The sequence below is a fragment of the Streptomyces sp. NBC_00569 genome, assembly GCF_036345255.1.
Classification (GTDB): Bacteria; Actinomycetota; Actinomycetes; order Streptomycetales; family Streptomycetaceae; genus Streptomyces.
On the sequence record NZ_CP107783.1, the window covers coordinates 22,004 to 39,009 of the forward strand.

The 17,006-nt window shown below is 70.1% G+C and carries 15 protein-coding genes; 1 reads left to right on the forward strand and 14 read right to left on the reverse strand.

Annotated elements, in window-relative coordinates; translation table 11 throughout:
* Positions 1–149 precede the first annotated feature (149 nt).
* The 7 genes from OHO83_RS00155 to OHO83_RS00185 all read right to left on the reverse strand — a co-directional run bounded on the left by OHO83_RS00155 (position 150) and on the right by OHO83_RS00185 (position 9,513).
* Entirely contained in the window at positions 150–1,520 is a 1,371-nt protein-coding gene (locus OHO83_RS00155) for an MFS transporter (protein ID WP_266681986.1), read from the reverse strand.
* A gap of 90 nt (positions 1,521–1,610) precedes the next feature.
* Positions 1,611–3,083 (reverse strand): NUDIX domain-containing protein, encoded by a 1,473-nt coding sequence (locus OHO83_RS00160; protein ID WP_266681984.1) that lies wholly within the window; start codon positions 3,081–3,083, stop codon positions 1,611–1,613.
* 86 nt (positions 3,084–3,169) lie between these two features.
* A complete protein-coding gene (locus OHO83_RS00165) occupies positions 3,170–5,035 on the reverse strand; it encodes an ABC transporter ATP-binding protein (RefSeq protein WP_266682106.1) in 1,866 nt (621 codons plus the stop codon).
* A 1,581-nt stretch (positions 5,036–6,616) separates the two neighbouring features.
* Complete coding sequence (locus tag OHO83_RS00170) at positions 6,617–7,708, reverse strand: methyltransferase domain-containing protein (protein ID WP_266681982.1); 1,092 nt, start codon at positions 7,706–7,708, stop codon at positions 6,617–6,619.
* Positions 7,705–8,685 (reverse strand): ATP-grasp ribosomal peptide maturase, encoded by a 981-nt coding sequence (gene tgmB, locus OHO83_RS00175; protein ID WP_266681980.1) that lies wholly within the window; start codon positions 8,683–8,685, stop codon positions 7,705–7,707. The genes OHO83_RS00170 and tgmB overlap by 4 nt, the downstream gene beginning before the upstream one ends.
* A complete protein-coding gene (locus OHO83_RS00180; RefSeq protein WP_266681978.1) occupies positions 8,682–8,903 on the reverse strand; it encodes a hypothetical protein in 222 nt (73 codons plus the stop codon). Before OHO83_RS00180 ends, tgmB begins: the two co-directional genes overlap by 4 nt.
* Positions 8,904–9,138: 235 nt before the next feature.
* Complete coding sequence (locus tag OHO83_RS00185) at positions 9,139–9,513, reverse strand: hypothetical protein (RefSeq protein ID WP_266681976.1); 375 nt, start codon at positions 9,511–9,513, stop codon at positions 9,139–9,141.
* A gap of 219 nt (positions 9,514–9,732) precedes the next feature.
* On the opposite strand from OHO83_RS00185, the gene OHO83_RS00190 reads away from it, so the two are divergent.
* Positions 9,733–11,055 carry a hypothetical protein gene (locus OHO83_RS00190; RefSeq protein ID WP_330278393.1) on the forward strand — a complete coding sequence of 441 codons (1,323 nt, stop codon included), beginning with the start codon at positions 9,733–9,735 and terminating at the stop codon, positions 11,053–11,055.
* On the opposite strand, the gene OHO83_RS00195 is transcribed toward OHO83_RS00190, so the two are convergent.
* The 7 genes from OHO83_RS00195 to OHO83_RS00225 form a co-directional block, all read right to left on the reverse strand.
* Entirely contained in the window at positions 11,052–12,053 is a 1,002-nt protein-coding gene (locus OHO83_RS00195) for an NAD-dependent epimerase/dehydratase family protein (protein ID WP_266681972.1), read from the reverse strand. The two genes, OHO83_RS00190 and OHO83_RS00195, sit on opposite strands and share 4 nt — an antisense overlap.
* Positions 12,054–12,390: 337 nt before the next feature.
* Positions 12,391–13,347, reverse strand: a complete 957-nt coding sequence (locus OHO83_RS00200; protein WP_266681970.1) for a protein NO VEIN domain-containing protein — start codon at positions 13,345–13,347, stop codon at positions 12,391–12,393.
* 49 nt (positions 13,348–13,396) lie between these two features.
* A complete protein-coding gene (locus tag OHO83_RS00205) occupies positions 13,397–13,774 on the reverse strand; it encodes a GntR family transcriptional regulator (protein ID WP_266681968.1) in 378 nt (125 codons plus the stop codon).
* Entirely contained in the window at positions 13,771–14,520 is a 750-nt protein-coding gene (locus OHO83_RS00210; RefSeq protein WP_266681966.1) for a hypothetical protein, read from the reverse strand. Before OHO83_RS00210 ends, OHO83_RS00205 begins: the two co-directional genes overlap by 4 nt.
* A gap of 627 nt (positions 14,521–15,147) precedes the next feature.
* Positions 15,148–15,627 (reverse strand): hypothetical protein, encoded by a 480-nt coding sequence (locus OHO83_RS00215; RefSeq protein WP_266681964.1) that lies wholly within the window; start codon positions 15,625–15,627, stop codon positions 15,148–15,150.
* 267 nt (positions 15,628–15,894) lie between these two features.
* Entirely contained in the window at positions 15,895–16,260 is a 366-nt protein-coding gene (locus tag OHO83_RS00220; RefSeq protein ID WP_266681962.1) for a hypothetical protein, read from the reverse strand.
* Positions 16,261–16,556: 296 nt separating this feature from the next.
* Complete coding sequence (locus tag OHO83_RS00225; protein WP_266681960.1) at positions 16,557–16,838, reverse strand: hypothetical protein; 282 nt, start codon at positions 16,836–16,838, stop codon at positions 16,557–16,559.
* Positions 16,839–17,006 lie beyond the last annotated feature (168 nt).

A 17,006-nucleotide genomic window follows, 5' to 3' on the forward strand; every position in this document is an offset into this window, starting at 1 on the left:
GACTCGCGTGACCATCGCCGCCCGCATGGCTGCGATGTCCGATTCGTCCTGGGGAGCCGCAGCCGTCCCGAGGGTCGCGTCCACAGCCTGACGTGGCCTGGACCGCCTGAGGATTGGCGGTGACCGTCGTCTGGGGGTTGTGCCCGGGGTCACAGGGCCTCTCCTTCGCCCGTACAGGCTGCTCCGGGGCGCGACGGCCCCGGTAGCACTGGTGGGGTGCACTGTTCGGACATGGCGGAGTCCCCGGCGTCAGAAGGCGAGGACGGGTGGCCGGGCATGTGACGCAGACCTCGAAGGGGCGAGCACGTCAGGACGGCGAACGGCACGGTGAGGAGAGCCGCGCCGGTGATCAGCGCGGGACGGACACCCACCCACACGCCCAGACCTCCGGCGAGGAGTGCCGCTAGTGGGCGGGCAGCCGAGGTCAGACAGGTGCTGACTGCTTGCATGCGGGCCTGCATGCAAGCTTCCGTGACGATCTGCCGGATCGAACGCTGCGTGGTGCCGGCCGCTCCGGCGCACGCCAGCTGCACGAACAGCGCACCTCCGATCACGGTCTGCCAGGCGAGGCCGGGAGAGGCGAGCAGCAGGGGCAGTTGAGTTGCCGGGGTCATAGCGAGGGCGGTGAGCATCATCGGTCCCGGCCCGTAGCGGCGGGTGAGGCCAGGCGCGGTCAGGGCTCCCGTGGCCGCGCCGAGGGCGCCGGCTCCCAGGACGACGCCGAACGCTGTCGCGCTGATCTGCAACGTCCGCAGCAGATACAGGGCCCACAGGGTGTTGAGGAGCCCGAGGGCGAGCGAGGTCGTGGCGTTGACCAGGGTCAGGGTCCATAGCCGCTCGTCGCCGCGTACGTACCGCAGGCCCTCTGCGATCTCGCGGCTTAGCCGGCGGGTCTCCGCGCGTGCGCGGGCGGGTTCGGCGGTCTGGATGCGGGCGGTGCATACGACGCTGATCAGGTAGGAGACGACGTCGCCGAGCAGGGCCCGAGCGGGGCCGAGGAGCGCGGTCAGCGCGGCGCCGAAGTGGCTTCCGGCGGTCGCAGCGACGGCGAACAGTGCGCCCACGCGACTGTTGCTCCGCTGGATCAAGGACCGTTCGACGAGGCTGGGCAGCAGGCTGATGGCCGCCGCGTCATGGAGCACGCTCGCCGCTCCCTGAACCACGGCCACGATCATGAGCTGGGACAGGGTCAGGGTGCCCAGCGCGGCCGAGAGCGGCACGGTGGCGAGCACCGTGGCGCTGACCAGGTCACCGGTGATCATCTGCCGGCGCTTGGAGTGCCGGTCGGCGAGGGCGCCGGCGTGCAGGGCAAGCAGCGCGGGCGGGAGCTGTCCGAAGAACGCCAGCCAGGCGACCTGGGCGGTGGTGGCGTCCAGATGGAGCACGGCCAGGACCGGCAGCGCCATCTGCGTGATCGAGCTGCCGGTCACGCTCGCGGCCTGGCCGGTCAGGTACCGGCGGAAGTCCCCGTGCCGCCACAGCGAGGTGCCGGAGGCGGATGGAGTCTCAGCACGGGGCATCACAGTGCACCCCCGGCTCCTCCAGGCCCTTCCGCGCCGCGCGCCTGGGCTCGGGCCGGGCCCTCTCCACGATGGGTGTGCTCACCCTGCTCACCAACTGAGTTGGGAGTAGGGGCGGCCTTCGGCGATCGCGGCGATGGCCGTTCGGGTGTAGGAGACGATCCGGTCCGGCAGCTCGTGTCGCGGCCACCATTTCCACGTCAGGCACTTGTCGGGCTCAAGGACTTTCGGTTCCCCCTCCCACCGGCTGGCCTTGAAGAACAGTTGCATCAACGGCAGCGAGCCCGGGGTGTCGACGACGTGGACGACGTGCGCGAGCTCCACGTCCGCGGGGTCGATGACCAGGCCGGCCTCCTCTCTCGCCTCGCGGACCAGGCAGGCGAGGGCGGACTCCTGCTCGCATCGGCCGGCGAGGTAGTGCCATGTGTCGCCCGCGTACTTTGATTCGGGGTGGCGCAGGCCGAGAAGTACCCGGCCTTCGGCGTCTTCGAGGTGGAGGTGGACTCCGATGCCATTCAGCACCGTCTGGCTGCCCCCGTCCCACACGGCGGGAGCCGCGGCCTGGTTGGTGTCTGGGGGGTTCTCGGCCGCGTGCCGGTGAATCAGGTCCCGGGTGGCGGGGCTCAGACGCAGCCGGTCCAGTTCATCGGGGGCGAACCAGCGCAGCAGCACACCCTCGTGCAGCGCGAGACGCTCGGCGTTGCCGCGCCACCGGGCGGCGAAGACCTGGACGGGGACGCTGAGGCCGTCGATGCTGGTGTCGGCCTCCACGGCGTAGGGCCTCACGTCCTCAAGGCGGAGCTCGGGCACCTCCTCGGACAACTCCCGCAGCAGCGTGTCCTCAAGGCTCTGGTCGTCGTGCGTGCGGCCGCCTCCGAGAAGAGCGAACGCCCCCGACTGGCAGATGAGGCCGGGTTTGTGGTCGCGCAGATGGAGCAAGTAGCGACCGGCCCCGTCGTGGATCAGCGCGCAGGCGTTCACGGGTTCCGGCTTCCCGTCCATGCCCTGGGCGCGCGCGGCCAGGAGCTTGTTGCGCAGGGTCGACGAGCGCACCTTGGCCAACTCGAGCCATTGGGCACCGTCGACCTCCTCGTCCTGCAGCGCGAGCTCAGGATGCTCGTCGGAGCTGAGGTAGAAGGCATAGCGGAAGTCGAAGTGCTGATGCGGGCGTTCGCCTTTGGAGGGGTTGGCGTCGATGTCGTGGGTGTCGACGTCGATGGGAGAGCCGAGGAACTGCGGGATCAAGCAAAGATCCCTCGCCTGCAGCCCGGTCTCCTCACAGACCTCGCGCAGCGCCGCAGCCAGGAGCGTCCGGTCTCCCTCGATGTGGCCTCCAGGGGTCAGAAGCAAACCCGTGTTCCGGTGACCGATGTGCAGGACGCGCTGTTCCCGGTCGATGACCACCGCGCTGCACGTCACGTGTCCGGGCAGCGTCGCACGGTCGGTCGGGTCGCCGGCCCCGTTCAGGAGCGTGATCAGCCCGGCGAGGGCGTCGCGCTCGGCTGGGTGGCGGGCCAGGTACTTTTCGGCAGTCCTGCGGATGTCGGAGCGTGTGAGCGGCATGTCGTCACCTTGAGATGTTGCGAGGGTGGGTGCGGCGGTAGGGAGGGCTTCTGCGGCGGGGCGCGTGGGGGTGGCGCCGTGCCCCCTCACGCGGAAGCCTCTTGCATGTCGCCGTCGGCCTCGGAGGCGATCTGGTAGGACAGCAACTTCGCGAAGGGGCCCTCCTGGTCGCAAAGCTGGGCGTACGTCCCCTCTTGGACGATCTTGCCGTCGTCGAGGACCACGATGCGATCGGCGATGGCGACACTGGTCATGCGGTGAGTCACCAGCAGGACGGCTCGGTTGCGGGCCAGGGTTCGCAGCCGCTGGAAGATGCGGTACTCGGCGCGGGGGTCGAGGTTGGCTGTCGGCTCGTCGAGGACCAGCAGTCCGGCCTGCCGGAAGAATGCTCTGGCCAGGGCGATGCGCTGCCACTGACCGCCGCTCAGCTCTTCGCCGTTGAGCCACTCGCGGGCCAGGAGAGTGTCCAGACCCCCGCGGAGCTTGTCGACGACCTCGTCGGCGTCGGCGGCCTGGCACGCCTCGCGGACCGCCTCGTCGCCCCGCTCGGTGGGCTGCCCCTGATTCACGTTCTCGCGCACGGTCAGCGGCCAGTGGGCGTAGTCCTGCGGCACGAGGGCGACTTGCTGCCACAGCGCCTGCGGGTCGATGGTGTCGGTGGGAACTCCGTCCCAGAGCACCTGTCCGCCGCCGGATGGCAGGTAGAGGCCGCTGATCAGCTTCGACAGCGTCGACTTGCCCGAGCCGTTGAAGCCCACCAGTGCAGTGACTTCGCCCCGGCGCAGAGTAAGAGAGACATCGGACAGGGCGTCGCGGTCCTTGCCCGCGTAGCGATGGGTGAGCGACTTGACCTCGATCGTCTCCGGCGCCGGGGGCCGGTGCGGGCCGCGGCGCATGCGGAAGCCGCCGGCTCTGTCCAGGAAGCGGGTCCAGTCGTCCATGTAGAGCCCGGTCCGTACGGCGCGCGCGCCGACGGACACCAGGCCGCGGACCGACATGCCGGCAGTCTGCAGGGCGAAGACAGCCGTTCCGGCGTGTCCGACGGTGATCCGGCCGGTGGCGAGCAGCCATACGACCGCTGCCCACACCACTGCTGACCCCAGCCCTCCGCACAGTGCGCCGATCAGAGACATGCGGGCGCCTTGGTCGGCTGCGGACCGGTCCTCGCGGTTGATCCGGGCGACGGTGCTGCGGTAGCGGCCGGAGAGGAAGGGGGCCATGGTGCCGGCGCGGATCTGGTCGGCGGCGTCCTTGGTGTAGATGTGCCAGCGCAGTACCGACAGCATCCGGGCGTCCCCGTTGCTGCGCAGGTTGGCCAGGTAGCGGACGCGTGCGGCACTGACCTGGGCCACGGCTTGCGGCAGGCTGGCGGCGACGAGGAGGGGGAGGAGGACCCAGTGCACCCCGGCCAGGACGATAGCCCCGGCGAGGAAGGCGGCGGCCGAGGCGATCAGGTCCTGGCCCTCATTGATCAGGTCGCCGGTGACCTGGGCGCCGCGGTCGGCGGCTTCGCGGTCGCGGTTGAATTCCGGGTCGTCGTAGGCGCACAGCTCGACCTCGGCGCAGCCTGTGAGCAGCATCTGCTCGGCCTCGCGGGTCATCAGCGGACTCAGGCGGGAAGACAGCCAGTTCACGGTGATGCCGAGGAGCGCGCGCACACCGGCGGCCCCGGCGAGCAGAGCGACGGAGGGCCACGCCTGAAGGAGCCGGTGGTAGACGTCACCGTCACGCAGCAAGGCGGTGAGGGTACCGGCGATAGCGACCAGGCCCAGGGCCTGCATCACGCCGGTGATCAGCTGGCACAGGAGAAGGCCGACGGTCGCCCGTCGGTCGACGCGCCAGGCCAGGGCCAGCGAGCGGCGCACCAACTGGGGCAGGCGGCGGGCCATGTCGCGCATCCGGATCGAGCGTCCGGCCGCTTCGCGGCTGCCGGTCACGTCGACGAAGCGCATCTGCTGCCCGGGTGGAACGGCGTCGCCTGGCGCTGCAGCGGCAGAGGGGGCGGACGGCCCCGCGGTGGTGCGCGGTCCTGGAACGCTGTCGGCTGAGACATGGGTGGGCTCACTCATGCCGCCCACCCCGTATCCGGAATTGATGCGGCGCGCAGCTGACCGGTGCTGGGCAGCTCGGCGGCAGGGCGCTGTCCGTTTTCGGCAGGCTGATGCATGGGGGCAGGGGTGCAATTCATGGCGATATTTCTCCTCAAGTGGTGCAGCACAGCTGGTGCCGCAAGGTGCCCAACTGCGCCTAAATGCAGATGGGTTGGTGCTTTGTGATGGTGTCTTGGTCAACGACGGGGCGGGGTGGATCGAACACGCGTGTTTTGGACGAAGCGGGTTCGCCGAGGGCGTGCGGGATGCGCCCGTTCCGAACACCTGAGCCCTTGTGTTTGTGCGGGTGGCATCACGAGAGGGATTGGCCGAAACGCCGCAGCTGATACGCATGTGACGTATGAGGTTCGCTGTCAGGTGCCCGCCGCCCTCCACAGCCAGTCCCCTCGATCAGATCCGCGCGCTCCCCCGGGCGTGGACACCCCGTGGGCCGTTCGCTGCCTGGCTTGCGGCGCTCCCGGCACCCCCCACGCTGGGCTCCATCCGCAGGGGTCAGGGCGGCTGCGGGCCCTGCGGCCGGCGCAAGGCCAACGAGACGATGCGTCATGACCCTGTGGAGGCCGCCGCAGTGATGCGGGCGGCGGGCCTAGAGCCTCTGGAGCCGTATCCGGGGTCTGCGTTCCCGTGGAAGAGGCGCTGTACCGGGTGCGGCGCCATCGTTTCCCCGCGGCTGGGCTCCATGACCGGCAAGAACCGTCCGGGATGCAAGCTGTGTGGCAACCGGCGCGCGGAGTGGCTCCGGACCGGCCATGGTCCCCACGACATCGAGCGGCCCCCGACCCAGGGCTACACGGGGCAGGAGACTGCCTAGGTCGCGCGACTGATGGCAGGGGCCATGCGCCGCGCCACGGCCGTGACCGCTCACCAGTTCTGGGGCAGTCTTTCCGGTCCGGAGCTGGTCGAGGCGCGCGTGGGCCTCATCAGCGCGGCGAAGGCGCCGGCGGCGCGGCCCACGTCGTCGAGGGGGCCTAGGAAACGGCGCCTCCCCAGCCCTCTCCTCTGGTCCGTGGGCGACCTGCATGCCGGGCTGGCCCCACCAGCACGCCCGGTGCACGACGCTCAGCGAGCCGTCCCCGTCGATCGCCACGTGATAGGCGATGCGTCCGTCGCGCCATGTGTCCCGCTGTGTGACGGACGCGTACCGCCATTCCCGCCGACGTGCACGAACAGGGCGGTCCTACCGTCGTATGGCCAGGCGTGGGCCGTCGGGGCAGGTCCGTCCTCGGGCCGCCACGGCGGTGCCTGCTCGGGTTCCTCCGGAAGGTCGTCAACGCACACGTCTCGACCGTACGCCCACCACCCGCCACGGCTCGCGGCCCTCTGGGTATGCCCGGGCCCCTGCACCTCCGACGGGTGCAGGGGCCCGGTCTCCGTCCGCCGGTCCGCTACGGGGGGCGCGGACCGGCGGGGTTCAGGGATGGCTCAGCGGCTGAGCGTGGGTAGGTGCCAGCCCGGGCCGCCTGTCTCTCGGTACGTGACGGTCTGCCGGGTCGGGGTGATGGTCAGCAGGAAGTCATCACGGGCGATGTTGTCGGTGAAGGTCGCGGCGAGTTCCTCGACGCGGTCCCACAAGCGTCGGGGACCGCTCTGGCGCACCGTGCCGGTGGTGTCGACGGTGGCGACGGAGCCGTCCTCGGTCCACAGGCCGACGGCCGTGACCTGTCCGTGGTCGTCCTTCCACGTACACGAGGTGTAGCCGGGCAGGGCGAGCGACAGAGGGAACTTCAGACGCTCCAGGACGTCGCGGGGCGCCACGGAAGTCCTGCCGGGATTCTCGCCCCGGACCGCGTCGAGATCGGGCGCCGTGGAGGCCGCGCGGAGGGCCATGAAGTGGGCGGGGGTGGGCAGGAAGCGGCCGGTGGCGTGCCCCGGGGCGGTCACCTGCGCGCGGATGATGCCGTAGCCGAGCGGGGCGACAATGACCGCGCCCTCGGCGGCCTGCTCCAGCAGTGCGGGCGGGATGGCGTGCAGGCCTGCGGTGGCGATGATGCGGTCGTAGGGGGCCCGGCGCGGGTAGCCCAGTGCACCGTCGCCGGCCGCGAGGGTGGGGCTGTGGCCTGCCTGCTTCAGGCGGCCGATCGCTGCGGCCACCAGCCCGGGGTCGACGTCGACGCTCGTGACGCGTGCCTCGCCGAGGCGGTGTGACAGGAGCGCGGTGTTGTAGCCGGTTCCGGTGCCGAGCTCGAAGACACGGTGGCCGTCGTGGACGTCGAGGGCCTCCAGCATGGCGAGCATCACCGACGGCTGGCTCGACGAGCTGGTGGGGATGCCCTGTTCGTCGAGCTGGGTCGTCAGCGCGACGTCGGCGTAGACGGCCTCCAGATACCCGACGTCGCCCCAGGACACGGGCTGCCATGCCGCGTCGGTGCCCTGCGTGAAGAAGCGCGGCACGAACACGTGCCGCGGGACGTCGGCGAACGCCTGGAGCCACTCGCCGTCGCGCTCCAGGGCAAGATCCGTGGCGTACTTCTGCCGCAGGGCGGCCGAGGTACCGGTGTCCGGCCAGGAATTCATTCGATGACTCCTTGCAGGTAGTCGGCGTGCGCGGCGGCGATCGGCAGGGCGGTGCGGTTCTCCACCCAGGCCCAGGTTCCGGCGGGATTGTTCTCGAAGAACACCCACTGTCCCGCCGGCGTGACGGCGAAATCGAAACTGCCGAAGACGATGCCGTAGTACGCCAGGAAGCGGCGTACCGCGGTCGCGATGTCGTCGGGGACGGTGATCGTGCCGTACTCGATGTGCTCGTAGTCGGTGCGCCAGTCCGTGGCGGCCTTGGCGGACGTGGTGTGCAGCGTCCCGCCGAAGACGCGGTCGCCGACGGCGACGAGGCGTACCTCGAAGGCCTTCGCGATGGCCTCCTGGAGGTAGTGGGCCGACAGGCGGATGCTGTCGTCGAAGTCGAGCGGGTCGACGTGGTGGGTCGCCACCATCAGGGCGCGGCCCTCCTCGATGGGCAGGCGGCCGCCCAGGACCGGCTTGCAGATCAGCGGAGCGTCGATCTGCTTGGCGAAGTCGCGTGCAGCGGCGGGGGCGTTGGTGACCAGACTGCGCGGCACGGTGAGCCCGCAACGGGTCGCGGCGACGAGCTGCTGGGGCTTGTGGGCGGCGAGGCGGTCGGCGTGCGGGTTGTTGATCCACGGGACGCCCGGCAGGGCCGCCAGGACGTTCAGCAGGGCGGCATCGGCCTGGTTTTGGGCCCACGTGCGGTAGGGCTCGGGAACGGAGTCCGCGATGAGGGGGCGCCCGGGCCGCCGCCAGTAGATGGCCCTAACGTCCTCAAGCCGCGCCGTCCGGCGCCCGTCGTCGAGGATCCCGCTCCAGCCCGCCTCACGGTCTGCATGCGCGGCGGTGAGGGTGAGCTGCTGCGGGAAGGCGGCGGCGTCGAAGCGGATGACCGGGACGTCGCGCTGGTTGAGCTGGTCGACGACCATGTCGGCGGACGCGTCCAGCTGCTCGGCGACCACGAGCACCGGGCGGGCGGCGGCGGTCATGACGCGGACGCGAAGTACGGGTCCTGGACGTCGTCGCCCTGCCCGTCGAGGTTGGTGTCCGTCGTCGAGGCGGCCATGTCCCCGGTGTGCCAAGGGCTGCCGTCCTCCTGCTGGTTGATCTGGAGCTCCTCGTTCCACCTCACGCCCTTGATCGAGGTCGCAACGAGGCAGGGCGGGGCCGCGGCCCGCGCGGCGAACGGAATGGTGGCAGTGGTCATCGGATCCTCCGTGGGGGTTGAGTGGATGGTGCCAGGGGCCCGCTCCCCGGGTGCCGAATGCCTTGCGCAATGCCCGGGGAGCGGGATCTTGCGGCCCGCCGCGTCTCGGCCTTCCTGTACCAAGGCGCGACGGAGGCTCAGGGGAGGCTGTGCCAGAAGGCGATACCGATCGCGCCGATGGCGGCGACCGCGAGGACGGTAGTGATCAGTGCCTCGATGATCCGGATGCGGGCCCTCACGCCGTGTCCGCATCGAGCAGCTCGGCGAGTGCGGCGGCGCTGTAGGCGAGGCTTTGCAGGTACTTCCAGGCAGCCCAGTCCGAGTCGAGCGTGGTGGGCCTGGTCGGCGAGTCCAGGACCAGGTAGGCGGCACGGAAGATCGACGTCGCGTACGCAGGGCGGCCCGGGCCGTCCTCGCGGATCATGCGCCGCACATGGGCGGCCATGCACCGGGTCCGCTCGTCGATCCCGGCGCGTTCGAGCGCGGCCAGCGGCGTGTCGTTGACCCCCGCGACAGCGGCCCGCACCGCCCGGAAGTCGATCGGCTCCTGCCCGTCGCCGGGCTCAGTGCCCTCACGCGATCTGGCGTGGTGTGAGTCCACGATGCTCACGGCGCCCCCTCGTCTGGACTGGCTTGCTTGGCCCACAAGCCTCCCGGCGCGACAGGAACGGCACCATCCACCCGGGGTCTCACCTGGGTCTCACGAATCCAGACGGGCTATCAGGTGGGTATCACCTACATCGTGAACGGTTCCCGGGCAGTCTGGTCGGGCGATATTCACGATGCTGACCGGCTGTCACCACCGGGGCGCGTCCGTCAGGAGGACCTCATGTCGCAGCAGCCACGCAATCTGCTTCATTCACTGGTCCTGGCGCGTTCGTGGACGTACGCGGAGGCCGCGAAGGAGTACCGCAGAATCGGTCGGCTCATCGGCGACGAACGCGATGACGCCCGCTACCGGTCGGCGGATGTCTCCGAGCCGACGTGGAGACGGTGGACAAGCGGCCAGCAGCGTCGGGCGCCGAACCCGCCGGCGCCGCTCATCCTGCACAGGATATTCGGAGCGCCGGTGCTGGAGTTATTCGCGCCCATCCAGCAGGCAGCGGTCACCTTGCAACCAGCGCTCAACGAAAGCGATATCGCCATGACTGCTCGTGACGCCGCCGCCCATGCCGGGAACGCCGCCTCGGCCCATCTACCGGACATGACGCTGGACCAGATCGACGACGACGTGCAGACGCTGGCAAAGGACTACGAGACGACGAACCCCGTCGCCGCGTTCCGCCGCGCCGAAGAACTCCTGCTGGACGTGCAGGACAAGCTGGAGCGCACACAGCGGCCCCGGCAACAAGAACGCCTGTACCTGGCGGCCGGGCAGGCCGGGTCCCTGTTGTCGGTGGCCGCGTTCGACCTCGGCGTGCTCGGTCCAGCAACCCAGTTCGCCCGCACCGCCGCCATGTACGGGCAGACCATCGAGCACGGGCCGCTCCAGGCCTACGCGCACGGCGTACTGGCGTACCTGGCCTACTGGGACGGCCGCCCGACGGCCGCCATGCGCAACATCCACATCGCGAAATCGTTCGGCGGCGTCGGCGCCACGGGACACATGCGGCTGTCCGCGATCGAGGCCCGCGCCTACGCGCACCTGGGACGCCCCCGCGACGCCGAACGCGCCGTGCAGCAGGCACTCGACCCCGGCCCCGAGGTGCGCGACGAGCTGCACGACGACGTGGGCGGCGAGTTCGCCTTCGGGCCCGCCCGGGCCGCGATGAGCCACGCCACCACGTACCTCGTCCTCAAAGACTCACATCGCGCCGAGCGATCCGCACTCCACGCCTTGCAGCTGCTCGACGACGATCCCAACGCGGACCGGCCGGTGCAGATGCAGGTAACCGTCGACCTCGCACGGGCCCGCCTGCTGCGCGGCGAACTCGACGGCGCCGACGAAGCCCTGGAACCGGTGCTGGCCACCCCCGTGGAATGGCGCACCATCGGCCTGGTCGACCGGGTCACCCAGCTGCGCGGCGAGCTCGCCCGGCCCCAGCTCGAACAGGCGCCCGCAGCACGGACGCTGGCTGAGCAGATCGAGGACTTCGTCGCCCGCGCGGCCGCCCGGCCCTTGCCCGGCAGCCGCCTGGCCATAGAGGGCTAACGAAGCTCGGCGACGATGCGCATCTCCTTGTCGGGGTCGATGCCGTGGTCATCCCAGCGCGGATGCTCCACCGGCACCGACCCCGACGTGAGCCACTCCCAGGTGTCGGCGACGGTCTGCGCGAGCGGACGGCACACGAGCCCAGCAGCTTGCGCGCGCGTGCTGTCGACGGCCCACGTGCCCTTTGCCGTACGCCACAGCGGGAGCTCGGTCCACTCCCGAACACCGTGCGCGGTGAGCAGCTCGTCCGGCGCCCACGCCAGGCGCCCGCGGCTGCCGGTGACGGCCAGACAGGCCATCAGCAGGTCACGCATGGTGTCCCGGTCACGCGGCGCGGCCACGTTGTAGGCGCCGGGCGCTGCCGTGAGCGCGAACTCGGCGACGTCCCGGACATCGACCGGCTGAACGTGCGTGCCCGGCTCGCCCGGGGCGAGGATCGCGCCTCCCCGCCTGGCCCGGTTCAGCCACCACGGCAAGCGCCCCACGTACTCGCCAGGACCCAGGATCACGCCCGGACGCAGCACCGTCGCCCGGTCCCCGAACTGAGACAACACAGCCGCCTCGCATCCAGCCTTCTGCATGCCGTAGTGCACGGTCACACCGCCGCCGGCGCCGTACTCACGGGACGCGTCCGGCGGCGCCGCATAGACGGGACTGTCCTCCGTGAGGGGCTCGTGCGGCCATCCCCGGTAGGCATTGACCGTGGAGACGTACACGTACCGCTCCGCCTCTGCCGCCAGCACGCGCGTGCCGTCGAGGACCTGGCAGGGGGCCATCTCGGAGGCCGAGGTATCGACGACGAGGTCCCACGGGCCGTGACCGGCAAGCCGCTTGAGGTCGTCCGCACTGGTGCGGTCGCCGTGCACCGGCTCGGTCCCTGGCAGGTCAGGGGCGCTGCGGCCGCGGTTGAAGGTCGTGACCCTCCAACCACGCGCCAAGGCGTTCTCGGCGACGGCGCGCCCCAGGAACCAGGTGCCGCCAAGGAGAAGAATCCGCATAGGCCTGATCATTGCGCCTCTCCCCCAGTGACCGCCAGGGCTCGCCCCTCGCCCTAGGCGGCGTCCGGGGCGACTCTCGCTCGAGCTTTCCAAGCGGCGGTCGCACCCGTGATGCCCGTGTGCTGGTGCAGCGTGAACCGGATCCTGTCCGGGTCTACAGTTGCCATCCTCACGACTGCAGATCTGGCCGAGGCAATCCGCGCGGTGCGTACCTTGCTGGGTATTGGACTGTCAGTGAGGGCGAGGCGGACTTCGAAGCCGTCATCAGGCCGCCCGATGTCCTCGCGCACGGTACAAGGTCGCAGGCGGCTCTGACAGTGCCCGGTGCCGTGGGCGCTCAGTTGGTGGTGTCGGGGAGCCGGTATTCGTACTTGCGGGGCCTCAGGTCCTCTTCGGCCGGCTCCCAGTTGGTGAAGAGGGTGACTTTGTTGCCGCTGGCGGTGTACGGGTCGGTGCGGGTGTCGACCTTGATGTCGCTGACGACGTAGAGGTCGACGGTGTTGTCCTTGTCCCTGGCGTGCAGGACCTCGTTGATCGTCAGCTCTACGCTCGTCGCGGCCCCCGTGGTGCCCTTGACCTCGACATGACGTTCCTCCGCGCCGCGGGTGCAGCGCAGGTCGTAGGGCTTGCCCAGCCTCTCGACCGTCCAGCCGTCCTTCTCGTAGTGGGCTATCGCGTGGTCCTCGGCGTGCAGTTCGATGGCTCTGCGTTTCTTGGGGTCGGAGATGTAGCCGGCGCCGCGGCGGCGCCGCTGAGGCTTCTTCTTGCCCTCAACCTGTTCCGCCGTGAAGCCCGGCGACTTGTCCAGGGGAACGTCTTCGGGCTCGTCGGGGTCGAAGGGGATCCCGGCGAGCTCCAGGAGGCGCTGGGCGGGCATCTGGACGAGCTTGCCCATGCCCCGGTCGGTGCCTGAGCGGCGGATGGCGTCGCTGCCGGCTTCGGTGAGCGGTCCCTTGGGGCCCAGGGGGATGTTCTCGAGCCGGGCGAGGGGTTCGATGCCGAAGCGCTGGGGGTACTTCAGTCGTCGCTCGGCCTCTTCGTCGGGCCAGTGCCAGGACCGGCCCTCGTAGAAGCCACCGCGGACCTGGAAGAGGTAGAGCGTTGCGGTGTCGTGAAGCCAGTTCTCGAGCTGGACTCGCGGCGAGGCTCCGGTGGCCAGGAGCGCGAACTGAGGGTGGGCGTCCCTGTATTCGGGTTTTTCCTCGGGGAAGCCCCAGGACAGTGTCTCGATGCCGTGGATGAGGTTGCGCTGGGCTTCGGTGCGTCGTAAGCGGGACGAGGGCCGCGGCGGCACCGTCGCCCCTCCGCGCCGGCGGTTGCAGGGCCCGCCCCCCGTACAGCCGCTACTCGTCCAGCGCGTCCCGTACCGCCCGCTGCACCGTCTCCCCGTCCGCGCCCAGGCCCCGGGCCTCGGTCACGAAGCGGAGGGCCAGTTCCGCCAGTTTGGCCGGGTCTGGTGTCCGGGTCGGTGCCGGAAGCGGGGCCACCCGTGTCCCCGCCCCACGACGGGTGCAGATCAGGGACGCCGCCTCCAGTTCGCGGTAGGCCCTCGCCACCGTGCCCGCCGCCAGGCCCAGGTCGGCCGCCAGCTGGCGCACCGTCGGCAGGCGTTCCCCCTCCGGCATACGGCCCGTGGTGATGAGTGCGGCCAGCTGGGCGCGGATCTGTTCGTAGGGCGGGACGGGGCTCGCGGTGTCGACGTGGACGGCGGGACCGTTCACCGGCGCACCCCTGCCTTGGGCGCGATCACCGTGAACAGACACCACGGCACGGTGACGAGGGCGACCAGGGCCGTGGGCCACAGTGCCCAGTTCGCGAGGCGCCCCACCGTGCCGTCGCAGCCGATGTCCATCAGCGCGCCCGATGCCGTCGAGGCGGCGCCGAGAAGGGGCGCGGAGACCAGCAGCCCCCATGCGGCGACGATCGCCAGCGACCGGTCGCGGCGGGTCTGCTCGTCGCCGGGGCGGCGGGCGATCCGGGTCAGGGACCAGACGCACGCGGTGGTGGATACGGCGAGGGCGGCGAGGATGGGCAGGCCGTAGAAGAGGCCCGGCCAGGGGCTCGTGCTCGCCGTGCTTCCGTCCGGGCAGGTCACGGTCAGGGAGCGCCCGGCGCGGCCCATGTCGTCGGGCGAGGCGACCACGGCGGCCACCGCCAGCAGGACGACGAGGACGGCGGCCTCGGCGAGGAGCAGCAGGGTCATGCGCGGTGGCACGTAGTCGCGAATGCGGCGCGGCGCGAGACCGGCCGTGCGGACGGTTCCCCGCGGCGGCGGTGTCAGCGCGTCGCCCACCAGGACGCCGGCGACCGCGCAGAGCCCGAACACCGGGATGGCGTACAGGATGCCGACGCCGAGGCCGTCGTTCGAGCCGACCAGGCGGGCGGCGACGAGTCCGACGAGTAGCCCGGCCCAGCGCGCATAGCGGTCGGTGGCGGTCGGGCGTGGGACGGTGCCGAGTTCGCGCATGAGAAACCCCCGTGTGCTCGCACTTGTACTCACCGCTTGTATCAAGCGGTGAGTACAAGATGCGGCCCAGTAGGGGTTTGTGTCAAACGGTTGGTACAACTCGCATGTCCGGCACCACCCGGCCGGTCACCTCTCCGAGCCCGACCCGTGTCCCGGCCGGATGCACGACCAGAGTGCCGTGAGAACGGAAGGGATCGCCGACCTGTTCGAACAGTTCCCCGACGTCAAGGCCAAGGTCGACTCCCCCACCTGGGGTTGGTGAGTGTGCGCGGTCCGAACTCACCACGGCCTGGCCCACTTACCACCACGCTTACCACCAGGCCCACGGCCGCTCACCACTGCAGGAGTTATGGCCCCGTGACGGCGTCAGGCCAGTGCTGGGAAGCGGGACGGTGAGAGGGCGGGCCAAGAGTGACGGCACAGCCTCAATCCCACTCTGGAGGAGCCGTCGATGCCCGCTTCCCTGCGCCGTGACCGGCGCGGCCCCCAATCAGGGCGCACTTGCCGATCCAGCCGACCGGAGAATGCGGCCCCCGCAGCGGCCCTGCGACCAGGCCAATCCGATGGGCACGAACCGGGCTGGTCGGGCGTCGGCATACTTGCCGATGCCTCTGACGCCGGCTCTCCTCACGGCCGCGAGCTTTCCATGACCGTGAGGAGGACGCTCGCCGTGGGTCGGATGCTGCCCGCCCTATCGGCAGGGTTCAGCTGGAGGGCGATGTCGACGATCTCTTCCTGGCCGTCCAGCGCCTCACGCTGCTTGTCGATGAGTACGGCAGGCGCCTGGATTTGAGCCACATTCCCACACAGCCCGAGACTCGACGGGGCGGCACCGACGTCACCAAGCTCGAACCGTCCGTCGTTGAGGTTGCGCTGCCCCTCTGTCACGATCTTGTTCTCCCGCAGATACGCCTGCATCGCCTGCGAGGTGCTGCGGAACGCCACGGCCAGCCGAACACCTCCGGCCGCCGCCGTAGAGTGCGTGACGTAGTGGACATTTTCGGCACCAGCGGGCAGAGCAAGGCGTACGACATCAAGCTCCTGCTGCAGCGGAACATCGCTCCCTTGGCAGGCCCGCGCGTCACCGAACGGATGCCCCTCGTCCATGAATCCCAGCCAAAGGCCCACGCCCAACGCCGCCAGGACGCACCCGCTCCCGGCCGCCCACCACAGCCCACGCATAGGCTCCTCCTTTTTATATTCCGGGCCGCCGTTCACCGCACCGAAGCGGTTCTCCCACCAGCCCGCGGAAGATCGCGCATGCCGATCTCAGCTGACGTTCACCCGACCGTGGCCGCTCACTCAAACCGATGCTCAACACGATCTATGGGGCAACGCGTTCGGAGACCACACCAGAGAATCTGACTCAGGTAACTAGCGGGTCAGCATCTCGAAGCCGACATCGTCGCAGTACTGCACGACGCGCCCCTCCGCCTCGGAGTCACGGTTGTTCATCGCTGCCACCGTCGCCTCCGCTAAGGTGCGGCCTCCGTCAACGGGCTCATCCCGGAGCGGTCGCATCGCGAGGAAGGCGTCCTGAGCGACCGCCCCGACCTCGTCGTACCCGGACGGCTCCGGAGTGTCCGTGCCCGCCGCGTTCCGCGCCTCCTGCCACGCCCCCAGCTGCGTGCAGTAGTTCTCCCGCTGCGTGGTCAGCCGTTCCTCGTCCCTGCCCTCGGACGAGGAACACCCCGCCACCACCGCCACCAGGGCGAGGACCGGGACTACCGCCTTAAGCACACGCACCACATTGCCCCCTGCTGAAACTGCGTCCGCTCGCCCCTGCCACCTGCAACTCCCGCAGCAGAATACCCGCGTCGGATATCTTGGCCGCCGCAGCGGTCGCTGACTGAGCGGCGCAGCGCCCGTACGAAACGCGATGGCAGGCCGTCCTCTACCATGTCGTCGCCCGCGCACAGATGAGATGTAGCCGCCCATGCCCCAGCGCTGTCAAAACTCGGTTCTGGCACAGATCTTGGGGAGTCGTCGCGGAGGGTGACGGTGTCGTTCGATTGAGGGCGCGGGTCCGGGGCCCGTCAGCGTTCTTGCATTCTGGTCCACCACCAGCCGAACACCGCCAACTCAATATTGTTGGGGTCGGGCAGGGTGCGGCGCTCGAATTCCTCATCGATGCGTGTGATCAGTCGGCCCAAGTCCCGTTGTGCTCCGGGAGGAAGGTGCCGCATCGCCCACTCGAGGTCATCACGGGCATCTCCCACCCCGGGCGATTCGAACTCGGAGGCGTCCAGATAGCGTCCCGGCTGGTTAAAAGCTCGCTCGAAACGCGAGAGCGCATTGGCGACCGCGTTGGGCCACATCTCCTGGTCTTCGACCCGGCGGATCGCTGTACGAGTCCGCGCGGAGACACCGCGGACTCTTAGGACCGAACACTGCCATCGTGGCCGCCACCGCTCTGCGCGGACGGCCTTGGGACGCCTACGCGGCATCGCCCTTTCGGATCAACATGAGCCCATCCTGCCACGGGT

Bases quoted from the DNA above. Each gene is read 5' to 3' on its own strand.
- OHO83_RS00155 (WP_266681986.1), bottom strand. From the start codon at position 1,520: ATGCCCCGTGCTGAGACTCCATCCGCCTCCGGCACCTCGCTGTGGCGG.
- OHO83_RS00160 (WP_266681984.1), bottom strand. From the start codon at position 3,083: ATGCCGCTCACACGCTCCGACATCCGCAGGACTGCCGAAAAGTACCTG.
- OHO83_RS00165 (WP_266682106.1), bottom strand. From the start codon at position 5,035: ATGCGCTTCGTCGACGTGACCGGCAGCCGCGAAGCGGCCGGACGCTCG.
- OHO83_RS00170 (WP_266681982.1), bottom strand. From the start codon at position 7,708: ATGAATTCCTGGCCGGACACCGGTACCTCGGCCGCCCTGCGGCAGAAG.
- tgmB (WP_266681980.1), bottom strand. From the start codon at position 8,685: ATGACCGCCGCCGCCCGCCCGGTGCTCGTGGTCGCCGAGCAGCTGGAC.
- OHO83_RS00180 (WP_266681978.1), bottom strand. From the start codon at position 8,903: ATGACCACTGCCACCATTCCGTTCGCCGCGCGGGCCGCGGCCCCGCCC.
- OHO83_RS00190 (WP_330278393.1), top strand. From the start codon at position 9,733: ATGTCGCAGCAGCCACGCAATCTGCTTCATTCACTGGTCCTGGCGCGT.
- OHO83_RS00195 (WP_266681972.1), bottom strand. From the start codon at position 12,053: ATGCGGATTCTTCTCCTTGGCGGCACCTGGTTCCTGGGGCGCGCCGTC.
- OHO83_RS00210 (WP_266681966.1), bottom strand. From the start codon at position 14,520: ATGCGCGAACTCGGCACCGTCCCACGCCCGACCGCCACCGACCGCTAT.
- OHO83_RS00215 (WP_266681964.1), bottom strand. From the start codon at position 15,627: ATGGACGAGGGGCATCCGTTCGGTGACGCGCGGGCCTGCCAAGGGAGC.
- OHO83_RS00225 (WP_266681960.1), bottom strand. From the start codon at position 16,838: ATGTGGCCCAACGCGGTCGCCAATGCGCTCTCGCGTTTCGAGCGAGCT.